We start from the raw sequence: 22,383 nt of genomic DNA, 5'->3' as shown, positions 1-22,383 counted from the left end.
ATTTCCGTTATGACACACTTACTTTAAATGTGTGACTTTTTCGCCACACCCCCCATACGCCATTCAGTCTACTTTATGCCTTTAAAAGCTGCGCTGAACCCTTTAAGGCTTGCCTCGACGACACTGACCTGCTCAGTCCCCCAGGGCCTAAAACCAACCTTTATTGTGACTCCTTTTGTAAAGGTTTCCAATATTGGCGCCGTCAACGGAAGACTTCCCGCACAGCCGGCTTGTGTGCATTGCAGGTATGCAACGGGAATCTCTGCACCCTTATCCACTCGCAAGACGGCCCCCGGACGCAGGTCAACGCCCAAGGGCATGTCCACACTTAGGTAGGGGCTGCGTTTTTTCGTCTTTTGATTCTCTACATAAATGACCGTCAGTGCAACGACCCGGCCAATGGTCTGCGTTTTTCCGTCGACCACCTTATTCATAAAGTGCTGCTGCACAATCCGGCAGGTCTCGGCTTTCTTTTCATCGCCACACACCTTCTGCCAAATCGGCGCTTCCTGTGCGTGTGCCGCAGGCACATGCCCGAAAACAGACATAAACACCCCCATGAGTGCAGCGATGCCAACAGCCCGAACGCCACCCTTAGACAAAATCTTCATCGTAAACCCATACATTTTCAAACGTGTAACTCAAGAGCCTGTTGCAAAATGGCCCAAGATTTGTGGAATGCATAGCTGAATTTGCGCTTTTTCGCAACTGTAATGGCTCAGGTGTAATGGTTCTGGATGAATTGGATTGAGTTAACGTAATATTTCAAGACATTAGAGCCAAAACGCTAATCGCAAAGGCAAAACAGGCCCAACCCGGCTACTTCGCCCTCCTCCCAAATTTCTCCGCCGTCCGCATTGCCCCAAGGCCAAGCAGCGACAAAAAAACGGTAACCAGTGTTTCCGTCCCCGACAACTTTGGCAATTCTGTCGTATGGGGGAAGAAATTGACCGAGATCCAGGTCAGCAGGTCAAACAGGATGAAGTGCCACAGCAACGCGAAGCCACAGACCCAGCCAATAAAGGGTCGCCAGCCCGCGACGAAGATGGAGCGGTGGCCAGCCTCGATCTTGTTAAGTTCGATCTGAGCCAGACTTGACTGCATCATCATCTTGGCCTTAATGATCTCCGCAGCTTTCTTTTCATCGTCGGTCTCAACGAAGCGGTCGATGATATTGGCGACGGTGTGCCGTAGGTGGTTTCTCGTTTGAGCAGCAGTGTTGCGCTCGAACCATAGGCTCGCGACATAAACGTCTCCTGTTGTTGAGTTGCGCTCAGCCCAAGGAATTAACCCAATGGGCTGGTTGTTTCGTATTCGACGGTTACGGTCATCACACCGGACTTGATGGCCGGGGCTCCTGCCACCGCTTCGGTATTAATTTCCGGGCGGCCATAGGTCATACCGAAAGCAAGACCGCCGAGGGTGGGCTCAGCCTCCAGAGCGGTGCCGATCGCCTGTACTAAGCCATCAAAGGCTGCATCGCGGGCTGTTGCGTTGCCATCTTCAATGTAGAGTTCGATCTCGATGCCGTGGCTGTAGTAAACAACGCCAAAGCCCCCAAGCGCGGTCTCGGGTTCACCCGGATCGCCATCGCGCAGCACAATCAAGCCGCCGGTTGGGATTTTCTCTGGTACGGCAGTGTTGCGCTCGATCTTGGCGTTCGGCACGGTTATGAGCAGAGTTTTGATAGCCTCAAGAATCCGTTCTGTTCTGCTCATTTATAAATTCCTTGAAAAAGGCACCGTTTTGACGTACAAATAGAATTAGCAAGAAAAGGATCAAAGCCATGACGGCAACAGCGATTTCAAAAACCCAACGCGTTAACCTGCGTCTCAATGATGATGCCAAACACACCATTGAGCGCGCGGCCTCATTTGAGGGCAAAACGGTTAGTAAATTTATTCTCGCAAGCGCTCTGGCGTCTGCAGAACAGACAATCCATGAGCATGAAACCATGACCCTCAGCAAGCGGGATGCTGAGACTTTCTTTAATGCGTTATCTAAACCGGTCAAATTCAACACCAAACTGTTCGCGGCTCTTAATGAGCATGATCAGCGCGTTGTTTCTAAATGACGGATAAGCCAGACTTGGTGATTGAGCCGCTTGGGAAAAAACATAACCGAGCGGCTTTTTCTTGTGGCACCGATGAACTCGACACCTATCTCCATCGACAGGCTTCTCAAGATACCAAGAGACGCATTGCCAGAATTTTTGTCCTTCGCTCCGTAGCAGACGACCAAACGGTTCTCGGCTATTACACACTAAGCGCCCTTTCGATTGATCTTTCTTCTCTGCCAAGTGACATTGCCAAAAGACTACCCAAGCACCCCGTCCCGGCTGCGTTGATCGGTCGACTAGCGGTCAGCACAAAATCTCAGGGCGCAGGCTTTGGAAAGGTCCTCTTAGCCGACGCCATAAAACGAACACTTGCCCTTAGTGATGAGATCGCTGTTTACGCCATGGTTGTCGACGCCTTGAACGCAGACGCTGAAGCGTTTTACCAAGGTTTCGGCTTCACTAAATTAAGCACAGCCACAAATCGTCTGTTTTTACCGCTAAAGTCCATCTGACCGCATCATTTGCTGCTCAATCAGCCTCGGCAGTTGCCGTTCCCAACGCTTGGCTTCCCGCATCACATCCAGCCGTTTCTTGAGCCGCACCGTAAGCGTCCGGGGAACCCGCCCTATTTGACGGCGTCGATTTCTGCGAAGGTTTCTGCCTGATGGTGGGTGATAGTGTCCACTATCGTTGGTGGACACCAAGTGGATTTACGGATGCTGAAGAAGCGACGAATTCGTCGGCGGTGGGAAGACGTTGAGAAGATCCGGATTGTAACGCAGACGCGGGTTCCAGGTGTTTCGGTTTCACAGGTTGCCCGTCGCTACGATGTGAATGCTAATCTGGTTTTCAAATGGCTCCGTGAGCCACGTTTCAATCCGCCGCCGGAAGAAGAACTCAACGCATCATTTCTTCTGGTAGAGGTGGTCGCATCGAAGGCTGTCATTGATCTGCCTGTCATCGACGCTCCGATTATTGAGACGCCGGTCATTAGCTCTGGGGCGTCTGAATCACAGGTCGAGATTGTTCTACCCACGGGCCATCGCATCAACGTAAGCGGCGCATATGATCCCGATGCGCTCTGCCGTCTTGTACGGGGTTTGGCTTCATGATCCCGGTTCCGGCATCGACAAAGGTCTGGTTGGCGTGCGGTGTCACGGACATGCGCAAGGGGTTCGCGGGTCTTTCGGCGCTGGCCGAGACGGTGCTTGATCGCGATCCGTATTCCGGCCACCTGTTTGTGTTCCGGGGCCGCCGGGGGGATCTGATTAAGGTGATCTGGTGGGATGGCCAGGGGGCGTGTTTGTTCAGCAAACGCCTGGAGCGTGGCCGGTTCGTGTGGCCGTCGCCGTCGGACGGCAAACTTGTGATCGGGAGCGCGCAATTGGCGATGCTGTTGGAAGGGATCGACTGGCGCATGCCGCAACGAACGTGGCGCCCCCTGACGGCGGGGTAATGATGCGTAAAATCGTGTCACGGCAAAGGTTTATCAGTGTCTTGGGATTCCAATGCGAGACCGCACCTGATAGATTACAGGTATGCTCGACAACGCCCAAAACCTCCCCAATGAACCTGCCGCCTTGAAGGGTTTGGTGACCTCGCTGGCCTCGGAAGTGAAGTTCCAGGCGTTGTTGATTGAGAAGCTCAGGCATCAATTGGCCGGGATGCGCCAGCATCGCTTCGGGTCGAGCTCCGAGGCCCTGGACCAATTGGCATTAACGCTGGAAGACGAAGAGATTGCCGCCTCCGCGCAAGACCCCGAGCCAGACGACGCCGATACCGATCAGGAGGTAGCGCCAAAGGGCAAGCCCCGGCGTAAGCCGCTGCCCGGTCATCTCCCGCGCAACGAGACAACACTGTCACCGGGCGATTGCTGTGGGGACTGCGGCGGTTCGCTAAAGACACTTGGGGAAGATGTCACGGAGGAATTAGAATATATCCCCGGACGCTTTGTCGTGAACCGGATCGTACGTCCGCGCATGGCCTGCACCTGCTGTGAGGCCTTCCATCAAGCGGCTCTGCCGTGGCGGCCCATCGAGCGGGGCCGTCCGGGTCCGGGTCTTCTGGCTCATGTGTTGGTTTCCAAATATGGCGATCACTTACCGTTGTACCGGCAAAGTCAGATATACAATCGCGATGGCGTTGATCTGGATCGCTCCACCCTGGCCGACTGGGTTGGTAAATCCACCGCGCTGCTTGAGCGTTTAGCGGAGGCCATTGGGAGCCATGTTCAGAAGGGCCAGGCTCTCTTCGCCGATGATACGCCGGTGAAGTTACTGGCTCCGGGTTCTGGCAAAACCAAGACCGCCCGGCTTTGGGCCTATGTCCGCGATGAACGGCCCTGGGGCAGAGAAGCCCATCCCGCCGCATGGTATCGGTTCTCGCCGGACAGAAAGGGTGTTCGCCCAAGCGAACATCTGGCCGCCTACGAGGGCTTCATGCATGCCGACGGCTATGCCGGGTTCAATGACCTCTACCGCACGGGCAAAGTTACCGAAGTCGCCTGCATGGCTCATATCCGCCGTAAGTTCGTCGATATTCACAAAGCCCAGGGATCGGCCATTGCCGAAGAGGCCATAAAACGTATCGCCAAACTCTATGGCGTGGAAAAGGAAGTCCGGGGCCAACCGCCCGACCAACGGGTGAAGGCCAGGCAGTCCAGATCCAAAGCCATCTTCGACGACCTGGAAGCATGGCTGCACGCCCAACTGACCCGGATATCCGGCAAATCCCCGCTGGCCGGTGCTATTCGCTATGCCCTGACACGCATGAAGAAGCTGCGCCCGTGGCTCGATCACGGCTTTCTGGAATTGGACAACAACACCGCCGAGCGGTCCATGCGGCCCATCGCTTTGGGTCGTAAGAATTATCTCTTCATGGGGTCCGAGGGCGGCGGCAAATCAGCCGCCATCGCCTACACGTTGATCGAAACGGCGAAACTCAACGGTGTTGATCCGCAAGCCTGGTTGACCGATGTTCTGGGCCGCATCGCCGAGCATAAAATCACCAAACTCGACGATCTCATGCCGTGGCGTTACGCTGAAGCATCAGCGTAACAGGGACCTCCGTCCTGGGGTAGGGCGGCGTCGCCGGACGGTTACTTTCGATCCAACAGCCGACGCACCGCCCTCCTTGGGTGGGCCTCAGCGGATCTCGCGAATTCGACCTCCTCGCTCAGACATGCACCATCTTCGAAGCCGATGCCGTGCGACCGCTCAGCGGCTATTTAGCAAGCCTGTCGGCGCTTCCCGAATCTCTTGTCTCGCGCTTTCTGGCCGCACCCGACACCGCTGCACTTGCGATATTGTGCCGGTCCCTTGGTTTGACGCGAAACGCATTCGAGGCGTTGACGCTTTGCTGCGCACCCACATTGGACGAAGTCTGCCTGGCACCAGCCTCAGTGTTGTTCGACGCCTTGTCGCGCTCGCGAGCACAACGAATTGTCGACCATTGGCGACATTGCGAGCCGGCTGGCGACGGACCGGCACGCTTTCCCGTTCTCGGGTTTCGCCAAGACGCCTAATCTCACGCTGCTATTCAGGCAGCGCCAAATGCAGTTCGGCGCCGCCAAATCCATGCTCCGAATCGCCGCCCCGGATAATGACTTCCCTAATCGTCGGCGAAATTTCGACACCTGACAGGCTGCGCGTAAATGGCTGCTCCCCGACATGCGGATGCAGCAGCACCCGCTCCGCCAACAGTGTGCCGTTCGGGGCCAGCACTTCCCAACGATCTGCGTAGTGATCCCAGCCGCTATCGTCATGCTGAAGCGTGACGCTAAAGCGAAATGTGCCGTCCGCGCTCCGCTGCGCCTCGGCGTTGAGCACATCAGCTTCCCCGGCCCAGAGCGCCGCGCTCAGGCCAAAGCACAACACCAATACTAAAAGAACCGCTGCATAACTCCGCATCATATTTCTCTCTCCGCCTTCAATTGCGCGTCCTAAACTCACAGCGATCCCACCGTAAATCTCAGGGCTAGTCACGCACTAAATGATCCTACATGATGTGTTCAAGAGGCCTGTCGCCAACACAAAGGCCACAAAAAGAGCGGTCGACAAGCATATCGGCGATTCCGTGATGTGCGTCTTTCGCGCGCCGGTCACGCATGATTGTGATCCGGAGCGCGCCGTCCGTGCGGCGATCACAGTGCCTTGGCCCCTGATCAACATTAACCTATAGGGTGAACACATGGATCTCGGCATCAAAGGCAAGCAGGCGATCGTCTGCGCATCGAGCAAGGGGCTGGGGCGCGCCTGTGCCATTTCCTTGGCACGAAACGGCGTTTCCGTGGTGATCAACGGGCGTGATGAGGACGCGCTCGCGGCTACTGCGCGCGACATAAAAAATCTTTCTGATGTTTCTGTCACCGCGGTGCGCGCCGATATCAGCACGCTGGAGGGACAGCGCGCGCTTCTCGATGCCTGTCCAAATCCAGATATTTTGGTCAACAACAATGGCGGGCCGCCGTTCAAGGATTTCCGCGAACTTGACCGCGAAGCCATGGTTGACGGCGTCATCATGAACATGATCACACCAATAGAATTGATTCAAAAAATTATCGACGGCATGGCCGAACGCAAATTCGGGCGCATCGTCAATATCACCTCGATTTCAGTGGTGATGCCGATTCCCGGGCTCGATCTGTCAAGTGCGGCGCGTGCCGGCCTCACCTCGTTCCTGGCCGGCGTGGCGCCAAAAGTGGCCGCGCACAATGTCACGATAAACAATATTCTGCCGGGTTTCTTCCTGACAGATCGGCACAACGCGGCGCTGAAGCAGGCCATGGACGAGCGTGGCTTGAGCCGAGAGGAAGCCATCGCCGAACGCGCCGAGGTGGTCCCCGCCAAGCGCTTCGGCGACCCGGAAGAGTTTGGAGAAGCCTGCGCCTTTCTATGCGCGGCGAGCGCCGGCTATATCACGGGACAGAATCTGGTGATCGACGGTGGTCGTTTTCCGGGCGCGTTCTAGCCGGTCGGTCTTTTGGCAGCGCCCGGCCGCTATTCCGCGTCGGCGGCGACCTGCATACGGACGATAACGTCGGGATCCTTCACCCCGCCGCTGTCACCTTTGCCCTTCTTGATCTTATCGACGAAATCCATGCCTTCGCTCACCTGGCCCCAAACGGTATATTGCCCGTCCAGCCATTTTGACGGCGCGAAGACAATGAAAAATTGGCTATCGGCACTGTCGGGCTGTTGCGAACGCGCCATCGAAACGGTGCCGCGCACATGGGTTTCTGAGGAGAATTCGGCCTTAATATTTTTGCCAGAGCCGCCGGTTCCCCGCCCGTCTGGATCGCCGGTTTGCGCCATGAAGCCGTCAATCACACGGTGAAACTTCAAACCATCGTAAAAGCCTTCCCGGGTCAGCTCTTTGATCCGCGCCACATGGTTCGGCGCAAGGTCAGGGCGGAGCTCAATCACCACGCGACCATCCTTTAGATCGAGATAAATCGTATTTTCAAGATCACGAGCGTTTGCGTTAGACGTCATAATTCCTATTCCTATTCCGGCTATCACCAACCAGCGCACCAAAAACCACATTTATTCTCTCCTCGACGGCGTCCCTCTGGCAACGCTGCACAAGAGGGTGATTGTCACCATTTCAATCTGAACCTGCGCATACTTACTCGCCACATTGGCAATTCCTGCTACGATGGCGCCATGCGCTCAGTTCTTCTCGCCGCTGCAATTATGGCCTTATTTATCTCCGCGGCAACAGTCGCGCGCGCCGACAATGAGAATATGCTCGGCGACGCACGGGCCCTCTTTACGTCCGGAGAATATTTGCCAGCAGCGGACAAGGCGCGTGCCGCGGGCAATGCCGACGGCCTGGCGCTGGCGACGCAAATTACGTGCTATTACGGCCATTATCTAGCGCCCGAAGAGGAGCGGCTGGCGCTCTTTGAAGGCGCCATTGAAATGGCGGCGGCGGCGCTGGAACTCGACCCCAACAACGCCTTTGTACGCGTGCAGAACGCCCATGCGCTGGGGCGCTATTCACAGCAGATTGGCGTCGTGGAAGCGATCAGCGAAGGCCTGGCGAGCAAAGTGCGCGATCAAATCGACGCAGCGTTGGCGTTGGAGCCAGACAATGCCTCGGCACATATGCTTCTGGCCAATTGGCACGCAGCGATTATCAATAATTCAGGCCTTCTTGGGCGCATGATTTACGGCGCCGAAGAGGAAGAAGTCTTCGCCCATTACGCCGAGGCGTTACGGATTTCGCCGGCAGATGCGCAAATTCGCATCGAGTTCGCGAGAGCCATTCTAGAACTGGACAGTGAGAGCAATGCGGCGCTCGCCCGGGAACAGCTCGACACCGCCCTGGCCATACCGGTGCAGAGCGCTTTCGGCGAAGTATTGCGCGGCGAAGCAACGGCGCTCTTAAAAAGCCTTGCCGCCAAATAGAACGACAAATCCGCGATCAACCTTATTCGTCTGCGCGCGAGATTCTGCCTTCTAATTTAGGGGCGACGGGGGAACGCGCATTAAGATAGGCCACCGCCGAATCAGCGAGCACCGGGCCGAAATCATAAGCTTCTATCGCATTGTCGCGCAGCACTACGTAACCGTCGCCGCCACGGCGCAGAAAATTATTGCTCACCACGCGGTAAATCCGGGTTTGGTCGAGCGGCGCATAGGTGCCGTCGGCGCCACGGATTTCGGCCTGGCGCACCCGATCGCCCGCCAAGCGCGACGGGTCCCAACGAAGCGCAAACCCGCCACTTGCGGAAAGGCGCCGCTGCCGGGCCGTGATAGGCCTATCTCCAGCGCCTTCACCACATCGCGGCCGCGCAACCCGAACGTGGCCAGCGTGTTGCCAAAGGGGAGAACCTGCAAGACATCGCCCCGGGTAACCGCTCCGGCCGGCACTCCGGCGCGAATGCCACCGCCATTCGCGATGGCTATCTCGCTGCCTTCACTGGCGGTGCGCCACAGCATGATATCGGCCAGCATATTGCCGAGCGCGCATTCGCCGTTGCGACAGGTTTCGTTGCTAAGCGCTCTGGCAGAGGCGCCGACCACTTCGTTTCTGATTTCGTGTAACGGCTCATTCAGCTTGGCCACCAGGGCGGCGACGCTGGGCTCCTCCGGGATATTGTTGTCCATCAGAATCGGCGCGCCGTGCCAGGCGCTGAGCCGCCCAACGGCGTCGAAGGAGACATCCAGCCGGCCGAGATATCGGCTCCATTGATAGGCCTGGACGACCAGCACCGTTTCGCCGCCGGGTGATGTCACCAGAGTCGGATAGGGCCCGGCGGCGGTTGGGTCGTCGCTCGACAAATAAGTATGCGAATGGCCGCCAACGATGATGTCGATGCCGTCAACGGCGCGCGCCAAATCCATATCGCGCCAATAGCCAACATGGCCAAGGGCAATGATCTTGTCGATTCCCATGCGCTGCAAGGCAGCCACCGCTTCTTTTAGGGATTCGGTCAAATCGGCAAACTGAATATGGCGGCCGGGGCTGGAAATGCTCGGCGTCTCCTCGGTGATCAGGCCGATCACGCCTAACTTCTCGCCGCCAAACTCGAGCACCGTCCAGGGAGCGACGCGTCCGGCGAGTTGGGTATCGGCGGAGACATCCATGTTGGCTGCCAGCAAAGGGAAGTCGATGCGCCCGGCGAAGCGGGCCAGGGTTGCGGGGCCGTTGTCGAATTCGTGATTGCCGACCGCCATGGCGTCATAGCCGAGACGGTTCATCACTTGGGCGGCGGCTTGGCCGCTATAGTAGGTGAAAAATAGCGTTCCCTGGAACTGGTCGCCGGCATCGAGCAGCACCACATTGCCGCCTTCAGCGCGGATCGAATTTATCGCACTGGCGTGGCGCGCGGCGCCGCCTAAGCATTTGTTTTCACTGATATGTTGGGCATTGCATGCAGAGCCGAAGGGGGGTGTTGCGGCGAGGCGACTATGCACGTCATTAGTGTGCAATATGGTTAATTTCAACTCTCCAGAGAATGCCGGCGCGGCGAGCGCAAACACACACAGCGCCAGCACACCTAGCGCCAGCGCGACTCCCCAGGATCGACACATTCGGCGCAAGCGTTTAATCCAGATAGCGCACTTGGTCGGAGGCGAACAGGGCGCTCCAAGAATCAGGTATTTTGAGGCCGCCCTCCACTTTGGCTTCCATTTCCGCTTCGGCAACGAGCACCTGCCGGAGCTTTTCGATAACCATATCGAGCAAGGCCATCGGCACGATCACCACGCCATCGCTATCGGCGACGACGATATCGCCGGGATGGACGGTGGTGCCGCCGATATGGACCGCCAGGCCGGCGCTGCCGGGACCGGTGCGCGACGGCGAATCGGGATTAACGGCGGCGCAAAACACCGGCAGGCCGACCTTGAAGATACCGCCGAGATCACGCACCGCGCCGTCCGTCACCAAGCCGATGACACCGCGGTTGCGCGCCATGCCGAGCATTAAATCGCCGACCACGGCAGTGCCGGTGTACGCCTCCGTCGCGGCAACAATCACATCGCCGGGTTGGGCGTGGGCCAGCGCCGCCATGGCGCCGAGCTGATCCGAAGGCGCATTTAGACAAGGAAACGCCGGGCCGACGACAGCCCGCATGCCAGCCGGTGAATCCGGTATCGGCTTAATGACCGGATCGAGCGCACCGCGCCCGCCTAGGCAATCAGCGATATTTCCGGTGAGCGCGCCCACCAGCTTCGCGACCTTAGCGGGATCGGGGCGCGCGAAATTGCGCTGGATGGTCAGAATCGGCGGTGTTTCGAGCATTAATATTATCTCCCAATCAGAGTTCGGCGGCCAAATCCTCGGCCAGTGTGAGCAGTTCCATATCAGAGCCGCGACGCCCCACGAGCGACAGCCCGAGGGGGCAATTATCGAGGCTGGCCAGCGGCAGCGATATTTGCGGCAATCCTGCCAGGCCAGCGGCACATAAAAGAGCCATCGCCCGACCCCTGAAATCATCCAACTCGGCCCCCGCGGCGCCGCGCTTCGGCGCGATGCCGGGCGACGTCGGCAGGCACAACACCGAGCCATCGGACAGCAAATTGTATACCCGCTCGGAAAACAATTCGCGGCGTTTCTTGGCCATCGCCACATCAGCTTCGGATACCGTCGACGCCCATGCGAAACGCTCGCGGACACCGGGGCCGAAGCTCGGCCGCGTGCGTTCGACCCATTCCTTATGGTTGGCCCAGATCTCCGCACCTTGCAGTGTGCGAAAGATCGCGAAACAAGCGGCGAGCCCGTCGCCAGCGATGACCGCCGGCTGATCATTGCCGATCAACGTCCGCACCCGATCCACTGCACCGGTGAGCGCCGCCGCCACATCGGGTCCGGCGGACTCGAAGCCATCGGTTGCGATGAGCAGCTGTTTCGGGCGCATGGCACGCGGCGTTTCCTCAAGCAGCACCTCACCGACGCGCGCCAGCGTTCCCGCATCGCGCGCGAACCAGCCGAAGGTGTCGAAGCTCGATGCCAACGGCATGCAGCCGTCGAGCGCGATGCGACCATGGCTTGGGCGAAAGCCATAAATGCCACAAAAAGATGCCGGCAAGCGCACCGAGCCGCCGCAATCCGTACCGACGGCGAAATCGACGAGACTGCCGGCCACCGCCGCCGCCGAGCCGCTCGACGAGCCCCCGGGAATACGGCCCACCGCGTTGACATTGACCGGCGTGCCGTAATGCGCGTTTTCGCCCATCAGGCTATAGGTGATTTCGTCGGTGTGGGTCTTGCCGATGAGATCGGCGCCGGCATCCAACAAGGTTTGCAGGGTGGACGCCGTTGTCTCGGCCGGCGCATGGCTGGCGAGCCAATCGGGGCTGCCGCAGGCGCTCTTATGGCCGGCGACGTCGAACACGTCTTTGGCGCCAAAATCGAGGCCACTTAGCGGCCCCGACTTGGCGCCGTTAAGCGCCACATGGGTTTCGCGGCAAAAAGCGCCGAGGGGTTCGTGCAAAACATCCGTTTTCATGGCCGAGGTTCCGCTTCCTCTTATGACAACTTCCGCCGCGCTTCGCGGTGGGCAATATAGACGCCCGAGGTGATAATGATAGCCACCCCGACCCACGTCCAGCCGTCGGGAAAATCACCCCAGATGAGATAGCCCAGCAGCGTTGCGCCGACAAGCTGCCCGTAATCGAAGGGCGACAGCACCGAAGCCTGACCGGTCTCATAGGCCTTGATCAGAAAGAAATGCGAAATCCCGCCGAACACGCCGAGCGCCAGGAACAACAGCCAGGTGGCGCTGTCTTCGGGAAAGGTAAACCCAAACGGCGCAATCGCCGACGAGACGGTCAGCGTGACCACCACGGTGTAGACTGCGGTGGTGCGGCTATCGTCGTGCGGCGCGAGCTTGCGCGTTAATATCTGAAAAATGGCGTAGCAGAATGCCGCACCGAGCGCCATCAAACTGGGTACCGCCGCGATGTCGCCGCCGGGCCGAATAATTACCATGGCGCCGCCGAAGCCAACCAGCACCGCGATCCAGCGCCGAATGCCAACGCGCTCGCCGAGCAGGGGGATGGAGAACATCACCACCATGAAAGCGGCGGTAAAGGTGATCGACGTGACGGTGGCGAGCGGCAGCACCTGGAGCGCGGTCATAAAAAAGAACATGGCGCCGACCTGTAGCGCCGAACGGGTCAATTGCAGAAGCGGCCGGGTGGTGGTGAAGATGCGCACCAAACCGTACCCCGGCGCGCACAACGCCAACATGACGACGATATGCATGATCGAGCGCACCCAGATGATCTGCCACACGGAATAATCGGGGCCGAGATATTTTACCGTGGCGTTGAGCATCGGAAACAACAGCACTGTCGCCAGGCACATATAGAAAATGGCGCGAAGCTGGGATCCGCCGCCCGCGGTGGGGGGTGATGTCATAATGGCGGAGACCTGCGTTCCTTGCGGCGGTTGCGGCGGCATTCATTGAACCCGATTCAAGCCGCCGTCGCACTCGCAAACTGCGGTCCAATTGCACGGGTGAGCGGCGGGTGATTAAATCGCCGCACCGGTGAAAAGGGATGGAGACGAATCAGCAGATGAATTCATCGACGCCGATGACTGGCGGAAGCCTTCTCACTGCGGACGAGATCAGCGCCTATCACCGCGACGGCTATGTCATCCCTGCCCTTCACATGGGCGCGGAACAGATGGCGGTGCTCGACGAGGCGGTTAGCTATTTACTCGAAGCCAATCCGCATGTGCCGCCCGAATCACTGATGTCCGTCCATATCGTCGACAACAAGGCGGAGAACCGGCGCGGCCATCAGGCCTTTCTCGACCTTGCCCTCGATGTGGCGCTGCTCGGCTTGGTCGAGCAGGTCATCGGCCCGGATATCATCCTTTGGGGTTGCCACCTGTTTTGCAAACTCGGCGCCACGGGCCGCGAGGTTCCGTGGCACCAGGATGGGCATTTCTGGCCGTTCCGTCCGCTCGCGACTTGCACCATCTGGTTGGCGATCGACAAGGCGGACAGAGAGAATGGCTGCATGCGCGTGATTCCCGGCTCGCACGCGGAACGCACCCTGTTTCGCCATCACGAAGATACAGACCCGGCGTTGGCGCTATACGAAGTGCTCGACGCGGACCAATTCAACGCCGAGCGGGCGGTGAGTATCGAGCTGGAGCCGGGGCAGTTTTCACTGCACGATATTTATCTCGCACATGGCTCGGCACCAAATCGATCGGGCCGGCGCCGCGCCGGGCTCGCCATCCGCTACATGCCGGCGACGGCGCTATTCGACCGCGGCGGTGGCAGAAGTGCCGGAGACGGCGATCCGCGCTACGCCAATTTCGCCGAACGGCCGATCTGGCTGGCGCGTGGCAATGACCGCCATGGCGGCAACGACTTTTCTATCGGGCACGCGTAAGCAAGCACGCGCCTAAACCGTCATGCCGCCGTCGATGACGGCTTGCGTGCCGGTGGTATAGGCCGATTCATCCGAGGCGAGATAGACAGCCAAGGCCGCGATTTCTTCCGACGTGCCAAGGCGGCCCATCGGCTGGCGGGCGATGAAGGCGGCGCGCGCGGCTTTTGGGTCGTCGAAGGCATTGATGCGTTCGTCGAGCGACGGCGTTTGCACGGTGCCCGGGCAAATCGCATTGCAGCGGATGCCCTGGCCGACGAAATCCGCTGCCACGGCTTTGGTCAGGCCGATCACGGCGGCTTTGGTGGCACCATAGAGAAAGCGGTTGGGCACGCCTTTCACGTTGGAGGCGACGGAGGCGACGTTGACGATAGAGCCGCCGCCATTGTCGATCATCGCCGGCAGCGCTGCGCGGATGATGCGGTACATCGAGCGCACATTGATATCAAAGGAGAAGTCCCAATCCGCTTCTGAGCAATCCAAAATGGTGCCGTGGTGAACATAACCGGCGCAATTGAACAGAATAGAGAACGCGCCGGCCTCCGCCATGATCGCGGCAATGGCGTCGGCATCGGTCACATCCAGGCGCCGGGTGACGATTCCGGGTGCCTCCCCGCCAAGGGTGGCGAGCGTTTCATCATTGATGTCGGTGGCCCACACGGTTGCCCCCTCGCGCGCGAACGCAAGTGCCGTGGCCCGCCCGATGCCCTGACCGGCGGCAGTGACCAAAGCGGTTTTGCCCAATAATCGTTCGCTCATGACTCACTCTTTTCTTTTTTTAGGACCGCCGGCGCAAAAGCGCCCCATATCCGCGTTGCACAGGCGGATGGGCCTCCATAACATGGCATCTCAAACATGGCATCTCAGATTTGTCAGAAGGAACCACCAACCAGAATGCGTAATGCATTCTGAAAGCGTGACCACGCGCCCGAGTTAATACGAGGTAGCCCCAAGCCAAGGACGCGGAGGCGTCCGCCCGGCGCTTAAGGGAACAACAAATAAGCGGGCGGATGCCGCCGCCCGGCGTTTGAGGGGCATTACAAAAAGGATCTAGCCATGGACATGGTGACGATGAACATTCTCGATTCCACCATGGTGTCGATCTGCCGCGAGATGGGCATCTCGCTGATGAAAACCTCATATTCGACGATCTTTAACGAGGGTTTGGATTTTACCTGTGCGCTCGCCGATACCAACGGCGACATGATCGCGGTGGCCGAATTCTGCCCAGCGCAGATCGGTGGTATGCCGCTGCTGATCAAAACCTGCGCTCAGGAATTTCCCATCAATACGCTCGATGAAGGCGATGTCATTATTCATAACGATCCCTATCGGGGCGGGTTGCATGTGCCGGAGCACACATTGTTCAAACCGTTTTTCCACAACGGCAAGGCGCTCGGATATCTCGTGTGTATCGGCCATATCGCAGAAGTCGGCGGCATGGTGCCGGGCGGCTTCGCTGGCGAGGCGACGGAGATTTTCCATGAGGGCCTAAGAGTGCCGCCGGTCAAAATAAAAAAGGCCGGCAAGGATGTCGATGCGGTGTGGAAGCTGATGCTGGCCAATGTGCGCACGCCGCGGCACAATTATGGCGACCTGCGCGCAATGATCGGCGTGTTGGACCTTGGCGAGCGGCGCGTGACGGAGCTGCTGGCAAAATACGGCGAAGAAACCTTCAAGGCGACATGCCATGATTTGATGGAATATTCCGAGCGTCGCATGCGCGCCGAAATATCCGCCTTTCCGGATGGCCATTACAGCTTCGAAGACAGCGTCGAGAATGACGGCATTGAGGACAAACCCTATCTGCTACATGTCGATGTCTTTGTGCAGGGCGATGAGGTGGTGGCTGATTTCAGCGGCAGTGCCGCTCAGGCACGCGGGCCAATCAATGCCACGCTCGGTGTCACCTGGAGCGCGACGTATAACGCTATGTTCCATATGACCGATCCATCGATCCCGAAGAATGGCGGCTGCTTCCGCCCGATCCGCATCGTCGCCAAACCCGGCACGGTGACCAACGTCGATTATCCGGCGCCCGAAGTTGCCGGCAACACGGAGACCCATCCGCGCTTGGCGGCAATCGTCATCGGCGCGCTGGCGCAATGCATGCCGGAGCGCGCCATGGCGTCGGAAAGCGGCACGGGAGGAAATTTCGTGTTTGGCGGCTTCCACCCCGAGCATGACGAATATTTTGCCTGCTATGATTTGATGTCCGGCGGCTGGGGCGGGCGCAGCTATGCCGACGGCAATGATTGCGTCATCGCCATCAATGGAAATTGCCGCTTTAATCCGGTCGAAGTGTTCGAGACGCGCTTTCCCTTCCATGTCGAGGATTTCGTCATGACGCCGGATTCAGGCGGCGCTGGTGCCTATCGCGGCGGCCTCGGCTATCACAAGACGTTGCGGGCGACGACCACCGATATCACTGCGAGCCAATGCACCGACCGCCACCGGATCAAAACCTGGGCGCTATTCGGCGGCAAGGAGGGCGGCAACGGCGCGACGCTGATCCAGAATAAGGATCGGACGGATTGGCGCCCGGTGACAGAGGCGTATGGCAAGGTGTCGAGCAGCAAATATTCCAATATCACCCTCAAGCCAGGCGACCGGGTGCGTCTTAGTGTGTCAGGCGGCGGCGGCTATGGCCCGCCCGAGGACCGGCTGCCCGAAATGATTGAGGAAGATTTACGTGAAGGCTATATCACGCCAGAAGGTGCGCGCCGCGACTACGGCGTCAAGTTGGATTAAACGGAAAACCCGCAGAGGAATATGACATGACGGACTTGGCCAACGAACGGGTCGTCTACATCAACGGAGAGATCGTGCCGGAAAGCCGCGCCATGGTCTCGTTCCGCGATCGCAGCTTCAAATATGGCGATGGTGCGTTCGATATGACGCGCACGTTTGGCCATCGCATTTTCAAGCTCGATGAGCATCTGAAGCGATTTTATAAATCGCTCAAATATCTTCAGATGGACCCCGGCATGAGCATCGAAAAAATGAAGGAAATTAGCGAGGAGGTGTTGGCGCGCAATCTCCATCTGCTCAATGAAGGCGAGGATTATTGGGTCGGTCAGCGCGTGTCGCGCGGCGTCGAGCCAGTGGGCGGTGACATTCACGAAACTTCTGGCGCCACGGTGATCGTCGAATGTACGCCGCTGCCGTTCAAGGCGCGGGCGCATTATTTCCGCGACGGCATGGAAGTACAGATACCGTCGCTGCGCCGCACCTCGCCCGATTCGCTGACGCCCAGGGCCAAGACCCATAATTACATGAATTTGATGATCGCCCATGACGAAGTGCGTCGGCTGAACGCCAACGCCTGGGCGATCTTGCTCGACGTGAACGGCAATCTTTGTGAGGGCGTGGGCTCAAACATATTCCTGGTCGATGACGGTGTAATCTATACGCCCGAAGACCGCTATGTGCTGTGCGGGGTGAGCCGCCAAACGGCGATTGATCTGGCCGAGGCCGCGGGCATCAAAGTGGTGCGCACCGGCCTTGATCTCTATGACGCCTATACGGCAGATGAGGCGTTCATCACCTCGACCAGCTTTTGTATCGTGCCCGTGCAGAGCTTTAACGGCATCCAAGTGGGCGATGGCACGATCCCCGGCCCGATCACCAAGCGCCTGACCGACGACTACATTAAATTCGTCGATCATGATTTCGTCGGCCAATATCTCAAGCATCTGGATTGACGCGCATGGCAAGCAAGAAGGCCCCGCTGCGCTCACAGGCCTGGTTCGGCAAGGCCGACAAAGACGGCTTCCTGCATCGTAGCTGGATGAAGAACCAGGGCATTCCGGCGGATTCGTTTGACGGCCGCCCGGTGATCGGCATTTGCAACACGTTCTCGGAACTGACGCCATGCAACGCGCATTTCCGTGGCTTGGCCGAGCGGGTGAAACGCGGCGTGTATGAGGCTGGCGGCCTGCCGTTGGAATTTCCGGTGATGTCGCTCGGCGAATCCAACCTGCGCCCGACCGCGATGCTGTTCCGCAACCTCGCCAGTATGGATACCGAGGAATCGATCCGCGCCAATCCGATAGACGGCGTCATCCTCCTGGTCGGCTGCGACAAGACCACGCCGGCACTGCTGATGGGCGCGGCAAGCTGCGATCTACCGACCCTGGTGGTCTCGGGCGGGCCGATGCTGAGCGGGCGCGTTGCCGGCAAACAGGTTGGCTCGGGCACCGATGTGTTCCGCTATTCGGAAGCGGTGAAGGCGGGCGAGATGTCGCTCGCTGATTTCATGGATGCCGAAGCCGGCATGTCGCGCAGCCCCGGCCATTGCATGACCATGGGCACAGCCTCGACCATGGCCAGCATGGCCGAAGCACTCGGCATGGCGTTGCCACATAATGCCGCCATTCCGGCGGTTGATTCTCGGCGCAACGTGTTGGCGCAACAGGCCGGGCGGCGCATCGTCGACATGGTGCACGAGGACCTTCGCATCAGCCAAATTCTGACGCGCCAGGCATTTGAAAATGCGGTGCGCATCAACGGCGCGATCGGCGGCTCGACCAATGCGGTGGTGCATCTGATCGCCATCGCCGGCCGCATCGGCGTGGAATTCGGGCTCGACGATTGGGACAGTCTTGGGCGCGATATTCCGACCATCGTCGATCTCATGCCGTCGGGACGGTTTCTGATGGAGGATTTCTATTATGCCGGCGGGCTGCCGGCGGTGATTCGAGCGCTCGGCGATTTCATCCACAAGGATGCGCTCACGGTGAATGGCCGCACGCTGTGGGAGAACAGCGCAGACGCGCCGTGCCACAATAGTGACGTGATCCGCAGCCTCGACAATCCGCTGACAGAAAATGGCGGCATCGCCGTATTGCGCGGCAATTTGGCGCCGCGCGGCGCGGTGCTGAAGCCTTCCGCCGCGACGCCGGAACTGATGCAGCATACCGGGCGCGCCGTGGTGTTCGAGGATATCGATCACTACAAGGCGCGCATCGATGACCCCGATCTCGATGTCGATGAAACCTGCGTGCTGGTGCTGAAGAATTGCGGGCCGAAGGGCTATCCCGGCATGGCCGAGGTCGGCAATATGAGCCTGCCATCGAAAATATTGGCAAAGGGGATCAAGGACATGGTGCGGGTCTCGGATGCGCGCATGTCGGGCACGGCGTACGGCACCGTGGTGCTGCACACCGCGCCGGAGGCGGCGGCCGGTGGGCCGCTGGCGCTGGTTCAAGACGGTGATATGATTACCCTCGACGTTGCCGGGCGGCGCCTCCATCTTGACGTTTCCGACGAAGAACTGGCGCGCCGGCGTGAAGCCTGGTCGGCGCCCGAGCCGCCCATGACCGGCGGCTATCAGCGGCTCTATTTCGACCATGTGTTACAGGCCGATGAAGGCGTCGATCTCGATTTCCTCGTCGGCCAGCGTGGCGCTGCGGTGCCGAGAGAATCACACTAGAGCAAATCCCGAGCAGGTGGAATCACCTGCGACGACGCATTTGCTTCAATTGTAAAGAGATAGAGCGTGCCGGGTGAGCGCAAGCGAACCTGACATGCTCTAGGATAATCTCGCTCAAGAATAATCCCGCTCAGTCGGGTTTTTTATCTCTGAAGCCGTTTTCGTCGATCCAGCGGGTGGTGTCGTCGAGCGCCAGCGTAAAGCGCCGCATCATTTCGCCGATTTCGTCCTCTGTGATGATCAGGGGCGGCGAGAACGCGACGCTGTCGCCGGAGAGCGCAGAGCGGATGATCAAGCCATGCTCCTGGGCGCGCATGCGGAGGAAATCCTTCACCTTGAAGGCCGGATCGAAGGAGCGTTTGCTGGGCTTGTCGGCGACCAATTCTATCGCCGCCATCAAGCCGACGCCGCGCACATTGCCAACCAGCGGATGATCCGAAAAGGCCCCCAGGCCGTTTTGCAAGGCCGGTGCAACTCGCCGGACATGGCCGACGATATCGCGCTCCTGCATGAGCTGCTGGGCGCGGTTGGCGACGGCGACCGCCACCGGATGGCCGGTGGTGGTAAAGGCGTGGCCGAAAAAGCCGATCTTGTTGCTCTCATCGCGCAGCACCCGGTAGATATCCTCGGTGACCATAACCGCCGAGATCGGCTGATAGGCACCGGATAGCCCTTTCGCCAGGGTCATAATGTCGGGTTTGATGTTGTAGGTATCAGAGCCGAACATATTGCCGGTGCGGCCGAACCCGGTGATCACCTCATCGGCGACCATGAGCACGTCATATTTGTTGAGCACCGCCTGCATTTTCTCGAAATAGGTCGCCGGCGGCGGGACGCAACCGCCACCGCCCATCACCGGCTCGGCGAAGAAAGCGGCGACCGTCTCCGGCCCCGCTTCGAGGATCATGGCTTCCAGGCTGTCGGCCAGGCGGGTGGCGAACTGTTCCTCCGATTCACCGTCCAGGCCGTAGCGGTAATAATGCGGAAACTCGGTGTGCATGAAATTAGGCAGCGGCAGATCGAAGCCGGCATGCATGGCTGGGATGCCGGTAATGCTGGCTGCCGCCATGGTGACGCCGTGGAAGCCGAACTGGCGCCCGATGATTTTCTTCTTCTCCGGGCGGCCGCGCGCATTGTTGTAGTAATAGATCATCTTGACGGCGGTATCGTTCGCCTCAGAGCCGGAATTGGCGAAGAACACTTTCGACATCGGCACCGGCGCTATCGCTTTCAGGCGCTCGGCCAACTCGCCCATGGGCTCGGTCGTCTTGTCTATCAGGCTGTGATAATAGGGCAGCTTCTTGAATTGCTGGATCGCGGCATCGATCAGTTCAGGCTCGTTGAAGCCGAACGAGGCGCACCACATTCCGGCGGCGCCTTCGATATATTCCTTGCCGTCTTCGTCGATAATATGCACACCGCGCCCGCCCGAGACAACAATCGGTGGGGTCTTTTCCAGGGCCAGAAGATTGCTATAGCCATGCAAGATATTCTCAACGGCGCGGGCGCCGGCTGAATTGGCCGTGCTGGTCATGATATCAAAGCCTTTCTATTTTCTTCTTTCATCTCTCTCAGGCTGGCCAATACCGCATCGGCCAGATGATCGATTTCGGCCTGCTCCATGGGGGTGGAGAGACAGCCCAACCCCCAGGTGCTGAACAGAATGCCGCGATTTAACAGGCGGCGAAACAAATCTACCATCATCTCGGCGCGGCGCTCGGTATGGGCGCGCCAGGTGGCGCGGTAATCGCCGAGCGGCTCGGTCGAGAAATGCAGCAGGATCAATGACCCCTCGCCGGTCACTTGCCCGTCCATATCAGCCAGGCGGAACGCTTCGCGTAGGCTTTCACGGGCATTTTCGCCGAGCTGGTTGAGACGATCGGTGGCTTCCACCGTCAGCAATTTCATCGCCGCGATCCCAGCCGCCATCGAAATCGGATTGCCGGCGAATGTGCCCGAATGCGAAGATAGTGCCTTACCGGCGCTCGAATCGAACACCCGCATGACATCCTCGCGCCCAGCCACGATGCCGATCGGCATGCCACCGCCGATCACCTTGCCCATCGTCGTCATATCGGGCTCGATGCCATAGCGCGTCTGGGCGCCGCCATAATCGAGGCGCCACGTTACCACTTCGTCGAGGATCAACAGCGCGTCATGGGCGCGGGTGAAGGATTTCAACATCTTGATATAGTCGGCGCTGACCGGAATGCCGCCGCAGCGCGACGGTACCGCATCGAGCAAGATTCCGGCGAGGGCATCGGCATTGTCTTCAAGAATGCGCTTCGACGCCGCCACATCGTTAAATGGCAACACAACGACATCGCGCGTCACACCCTCTGGCACGCCATGCGTATGACCGATGGATTGCGGCCGCTGCTGGCCCCACACTTGCGGGTCGGAATCGAGGCTAACTTCGGCGTAATCATAGGCGCCGTGGTAGACGCCTTCGCATTTCGCGATCTTTGGCTTGCCGGTATAGGCGCGCGCGCCCTTGATAGCATGCATGACGGCTTCGGTGCCGGTATTGGTAAAGCGCAAATGATCGAACGAGGCGGCGCGCGCGAGAACCATCTCGGCAAGCTCAATATCAAGCTCGGACGGCATGGTGAAACACATGCCGCGCGCCGCCTGGGCCTGCACCGCGGCAACGATATCCGGGTGCGAATGGCCAAACAGTTGGACCGTATAATTATTGAGAAAATCGATGCGCGTGACACCATCGACATCGGTCACGCGGCAACCTTCGGCATGCGCCGCATAGATCGGATAGGGCGCGTAATAGGTTTGCCCACGCGTCGTGCCGCCCGGATAAACATTCGTCGCGCGCCGGCTCAGCTCGGCGGAACGCGAGGTGAGATCGGGATAGAACATAGTCATTTAGGCCTCTTTGTCGCTCGCTTCCAGCTGCCGTCCTGGCAGAGTTGTGATCACACCATAACCTATCACCCGGCGTCCATGGCAAAGCGGGCGAAGCGAGTAAGCTGGGCAGAGCGGGAAAAGTTAACTCACTGTTGCCATCAAGAGCGAAT

General features: G+C 59.0%; 23 protein-coding genes and 1 pseudogene. 11 read left to right on the top strand and 13 right to left on the bottom strand.

Annotated elements, in window-relative coordinates:
• Positions 1-68: 68 nt before the first annotated feature.
• The 3 genes from O3A94_07510 to O3A94_07500 all read right to left on the bottom strand — a co-directional run bounded on the left by O3A94_07510 (position 69) and on the right by O3A94_07500 (position 1,718).
• A complete protein-coding gene (locus tag O3A94_07510) occupies positions 69-611 on the bottom strand; it encodes an invasion associated locus B family protein (GenBank protein MDA1356100.1) in 543 nt (180 codons plus the stop codon).
• A gap of 208 nt (positions 612-819) precedes the next feature.
• Positions 820-1,287 carry a 3TM-type holin gene (locus O3A94_07505; GenBank protein ID MDA1356099.1) on the bottom strand — a complete coding sequence of 156 codons (468 nt, stop codon included), beginning with the start codon at positions 1,285-1,287 and terminating at the stop codon, positions 820-822.
• Complete coding sequence (locus O3A94_07500; GenBank protein ID MDA1356098.1) at positions 1,287-1,718, bottom strand: acyl-CoA transferase; 432 nt, start codon at positions 1,716-1,718, stop codon at positions 1,287-1,289. The genes O3A94_07505 and O3A94_07500 overlap by 1 nt, the downstream gene beginning before the upstream one ends.
• A 68-nt stretch (positions 1,719-1,786) precedes the next feature.
• On the opposite strand from O3A94_07500, the gene O3A94_07495 reads away from it, so the two are divergent.
• From O3A94_07495 to O3A94_07475, 5 genes and pseudogenes are all read left to right on the top strand, one after another.
• Positions 1,787-2,074, top strand: a complete 288-nt coding sequence (locus tag O3A94_07495; protein ID MDA1356097.1) for a DUF1778 domain-containing protein — start codon at positions 1,787-1,789, stop codon at positions 2,072-2,074.
• Positions 2,071-2,571, top strand: a complete 501-nt coding sequence (locus O3A94_07490; GenBank protein MDA1356096.1) for a GNAT family N-acetyltransferase — start codon at positions 2,071-2,073, stop codon at positions 2,569-2,571. The genes O3A94_07495 and O3A94_07490 overlap by 4 nt, the downstream gene beginning before the upstream one ends.
• Positions 2,572-2,775: 204 nt before the next feature.
• Positions 2,776-2,925: pseudogene (locus O3A94_07485) on the top strand (transposase).
• A gap of 242 nt (positions 2,926-3,167) precedes the next feature.
• Positions 3,168-3,515: an IS66 family insertion sequence element accessory protein TnpB gene (gene tnpB / locus O3A94_07480; GenBank protein ID MDA1356095.1), complete on the top strand. Its 348-nt coding sequence runs from the start codon at positions 3,168-3,170 to the stop codon at positions 3,513-3,515.
• A gap of 82 nt (positions 3,516-3,597) precedes the next feature.
• Positions 3,598-5,115 (top strand): IS66 family transposase, encoded by a 1,518-nt coding sequence (locus O3A94_07475; protein ID MDA1356094.1) that lies wholly within the window; start codon positions 3,598-3,600, stop codon positions 5,113-5,115.
• A 477-nt stretch (positions 5,116-5,592) separates the two neighbouring features.
• Here O3A94_07475 and O3A94_07470 read toward each other — a convergent pair whose 3' ends face one another.
• Positions 5,593-5,970 carry a hypothetical protein gene (locus O3A94_07470; protein MDA1356093.1) on the bottom strand — a complete coding sequence of 126 codons (378 nt, stop codon included), beginning with the start codon at positions 5,968-5,970 and terminating at the stop codon, positions 5,593-5,595.
• 277 nt (positions 5,971-6,247) lie between these two features.
• Between O3A94_07470 and O3A94_07465 the strand changes: the two genes are divergently transcribed.
• On the top strand, positions 6,248-7,027 hold the full coding sequence (locus O3A94_07465; protein MDA1356092.1) for an SDR family oxidoreductase: 780 nt from the start codon (positions 6,248-6,250) through the stop codon (positions 7,025-7,027).
• 29 nt (positions 7,028-7,056) lie between these two features.
• On the opposite strand, the gene O3A94_07460 is transcribed toward O3A94_07465, so the two are convergent.
• The gene (locus O3A94_07460) at positions 7,057-7,551 is read right to left on the bottom strand and encodes a peptidylprolyl isomerase (GenBank protein ID MDA1356091.1); all 495 of its coding nucleotides are present in this window, start codon (positions 7,549-7,551) and stop codon (positions 7,057-7,059) included.
• 171 nt (positions 7,552-7,722) lie between these two features.
• On the opposite strand from O3A94_07460, the gene O3A94_07455 reads away from it, so the two are divergent.
• Entirely contained in the window at positions 7,723-8,469 is a 747-nt protein-coding gene (locus tag O3A94_07455; GenBank protein ID MDA1356090.1) for a hypothetical protein, read from the top strand.
• Between the two features lie 22 nt (positions 8,470-8,491).
• Here O3A94_07455 and O3A94_07450 read toward each other — a convergent pair whose 3' ends face one another.
• The 5 genes from O3A94_07450 to O3A94_07430 are packed head-to-tail and all read right to left on the bottom strand — an operon-like array spanning position 8,492 to position 12,931.
• The gene (locus O3A94_07450) at positions 8,492-8,665 is read right to left on the bottom strand and encodes a hypothetical protein (GenBank protein MDA1356089.1); all 174 of its coding nucleotides are present in this window, start codon (positions 8,663-8,665) and stop codon (positions 8,492-8,494) included.
• Positions 8,662-10,098: a bifunctional metallophosphatase/5'-nucleotidase gene (locus tag O3A94_07445; GenBank protein MDA1356088.1), complete on the bottom strand. Its 1,437-nt coding sequence runs from the start codon at positions 10,096-10,098 to the stop codon at positions 8,662-8,664. Before O3A94_07445 ends, O3A94_07450 begins: the two co-directional genes overlap by 4 nt.
• 13 nt (positions 10,099-10,111) lie before the next feature.
• The gene (locus O3A94_07440; GenBank protein ID MDA1356087.1) at positions 10,112-10,810 is read right to left on the bottom strand and encodes a hypothetical protein; all 699 of its coding nucleotides are present in this window, start codon (positions 10,808-10,810) and stop codon (positions 10,112-10,114) included.
• Between the two features lie 16 nt (positions 10,811-10,826).
• A complete protein-coding gene (locus O3A94_07435; protein ID MDA1356086.1) occupies positions 10,827-12,017 on the bottom strand; it encodes an amidase in 1,191 nt (396 codons plus the stop codon).
• Positions 12,018-12,037: 20 nt separating this feature from the next.
• The gene (locus O3A94_07430) at positions 12,038-12,931 is read right to left on the bottom strand and encodes a DMT family transporter (protein ID MDA1356085.1); all 894 of its coding nucleotides are present in this window, start codon (positions 12,929-12,931) and stop codon (positions 12,038-12,040) included.
• A 158-nt stretch (positions 12,932-13,089) separates the two neighbouring features.
• Here O3A94_07430 and O3A94_07425 point away from each other — a divergent pair, with 158 nt between their 5' ends.
• A complete protein-coding gene (locus O3A94_07425) occupies positions 13,090-13,920 on the top strand; it encodes a phytanoyl-CoA dioxygenase family protein (GenBank protein MDA1356084.1) in 831 nt (276 codons plus the stop codon).
• A gap of 12 nt (positions 13,921-13,932) precedes the next feature.
• Here the strand turns inward: O3A94_07425 and O3A94_07420 are convergent, their stop codons facing one another.
• On the bottom strand, positions 13,933-14,676 hold the full coding sequence (locus O3A94_07420; GenBank protein ID MDA1356083.1) for an SDR family oxidoreductase: 744 nt from the start codon (positions 14,674-14,676) through the stop codon (positions 13,933-13,935).
• Between the two features lie 297 nt (positions 14,677-14,973).
• Between O3A94_07420 and O3A94_07415 the strand changes: the two genes are divergently transcribed.
• Genes O3A94_07415 through araD form a run of 3 tightly spaced genes read left to right on the top strand, consistent with a single transcriptional unit; the run spans position 14,974 to position 19,351 of the window.
• Entirely contained in the window at positions 14,974-16,668 is a 1,695-nt protein-coding gene (locus tag O3A94_07415; protein ID MDA1356082.1) for a hydantoinase B/oxoprolinase family protein, read from the top strand.
• Between the two features lie 26 nt (positions 16,669-16,694).
• Positions 16,695-17,621 (top strand): aminotransferase class IV, encoded by a 927-nt coding sequence (locus tag O3A94_07410; GenBank protein MDA1356081.1) that lies wholly within the window; start codon positions 16,695-16,697, stop codon positions 17,619-17,621.
• 5 nt (positions 17,622-17,626) lie between these two features.
• A complete protein-coding gene (gene araD, locus O3A94_07405; protein ID MDA1356080.1) occupies positions 17,627-19,351 on the top strand; it encodes an L-arabinonate dehydratase in 1,725 nt (574 codons plus the stop codon).
• A gap of 130 nt (positions 19,352-19,481) precedes the next feature.
• Here araD and O3A94_07400 read toward each other — a convergent pair whose 3' ends face one another.
• Together O3A94_07400 and O3A94_07395 are read right to left on the bottom strand one after the other, a co-directional pair.
• Entirely contained in the window at positions 19,482-20,885 is a 1,404-nt protein-coding gene (locus tag O3A94_07400; protein ID MDA1356079.1) for an aminotransferase, read from the bottom strand.
• On the bottom strand, positions 20,882-22,231 hold the full coding sequence (locus tag O3A94_07395) for an aspartate aminotransferase family protein (GenBank protein ID MDA1356078.1): 1,350 nt from the start codon (positions 22,229-22,231) through the stop codon (positions 20,882-20,884). The genes O3A94_07400 and O3A94_07395 overlap by 4 nt, the downstream gene beginning before the upstream one ends.
• Positions 22,232-22,383: the final 152 nt, after the last annotated feature.

Source organism: Pseudomonadota bacterium (genome assembly GCA_027624955.1).
Classification (GTDB): domain Bacteria; phylum Pseudomonadota; class Alphaproteobacteria; order UBA828; family UBA828; genus PTKB01.
Note: the sequence above shows the minus strand (reverse complement) of the source record. Positions and strands in the feature narration are given on the sequence as shown.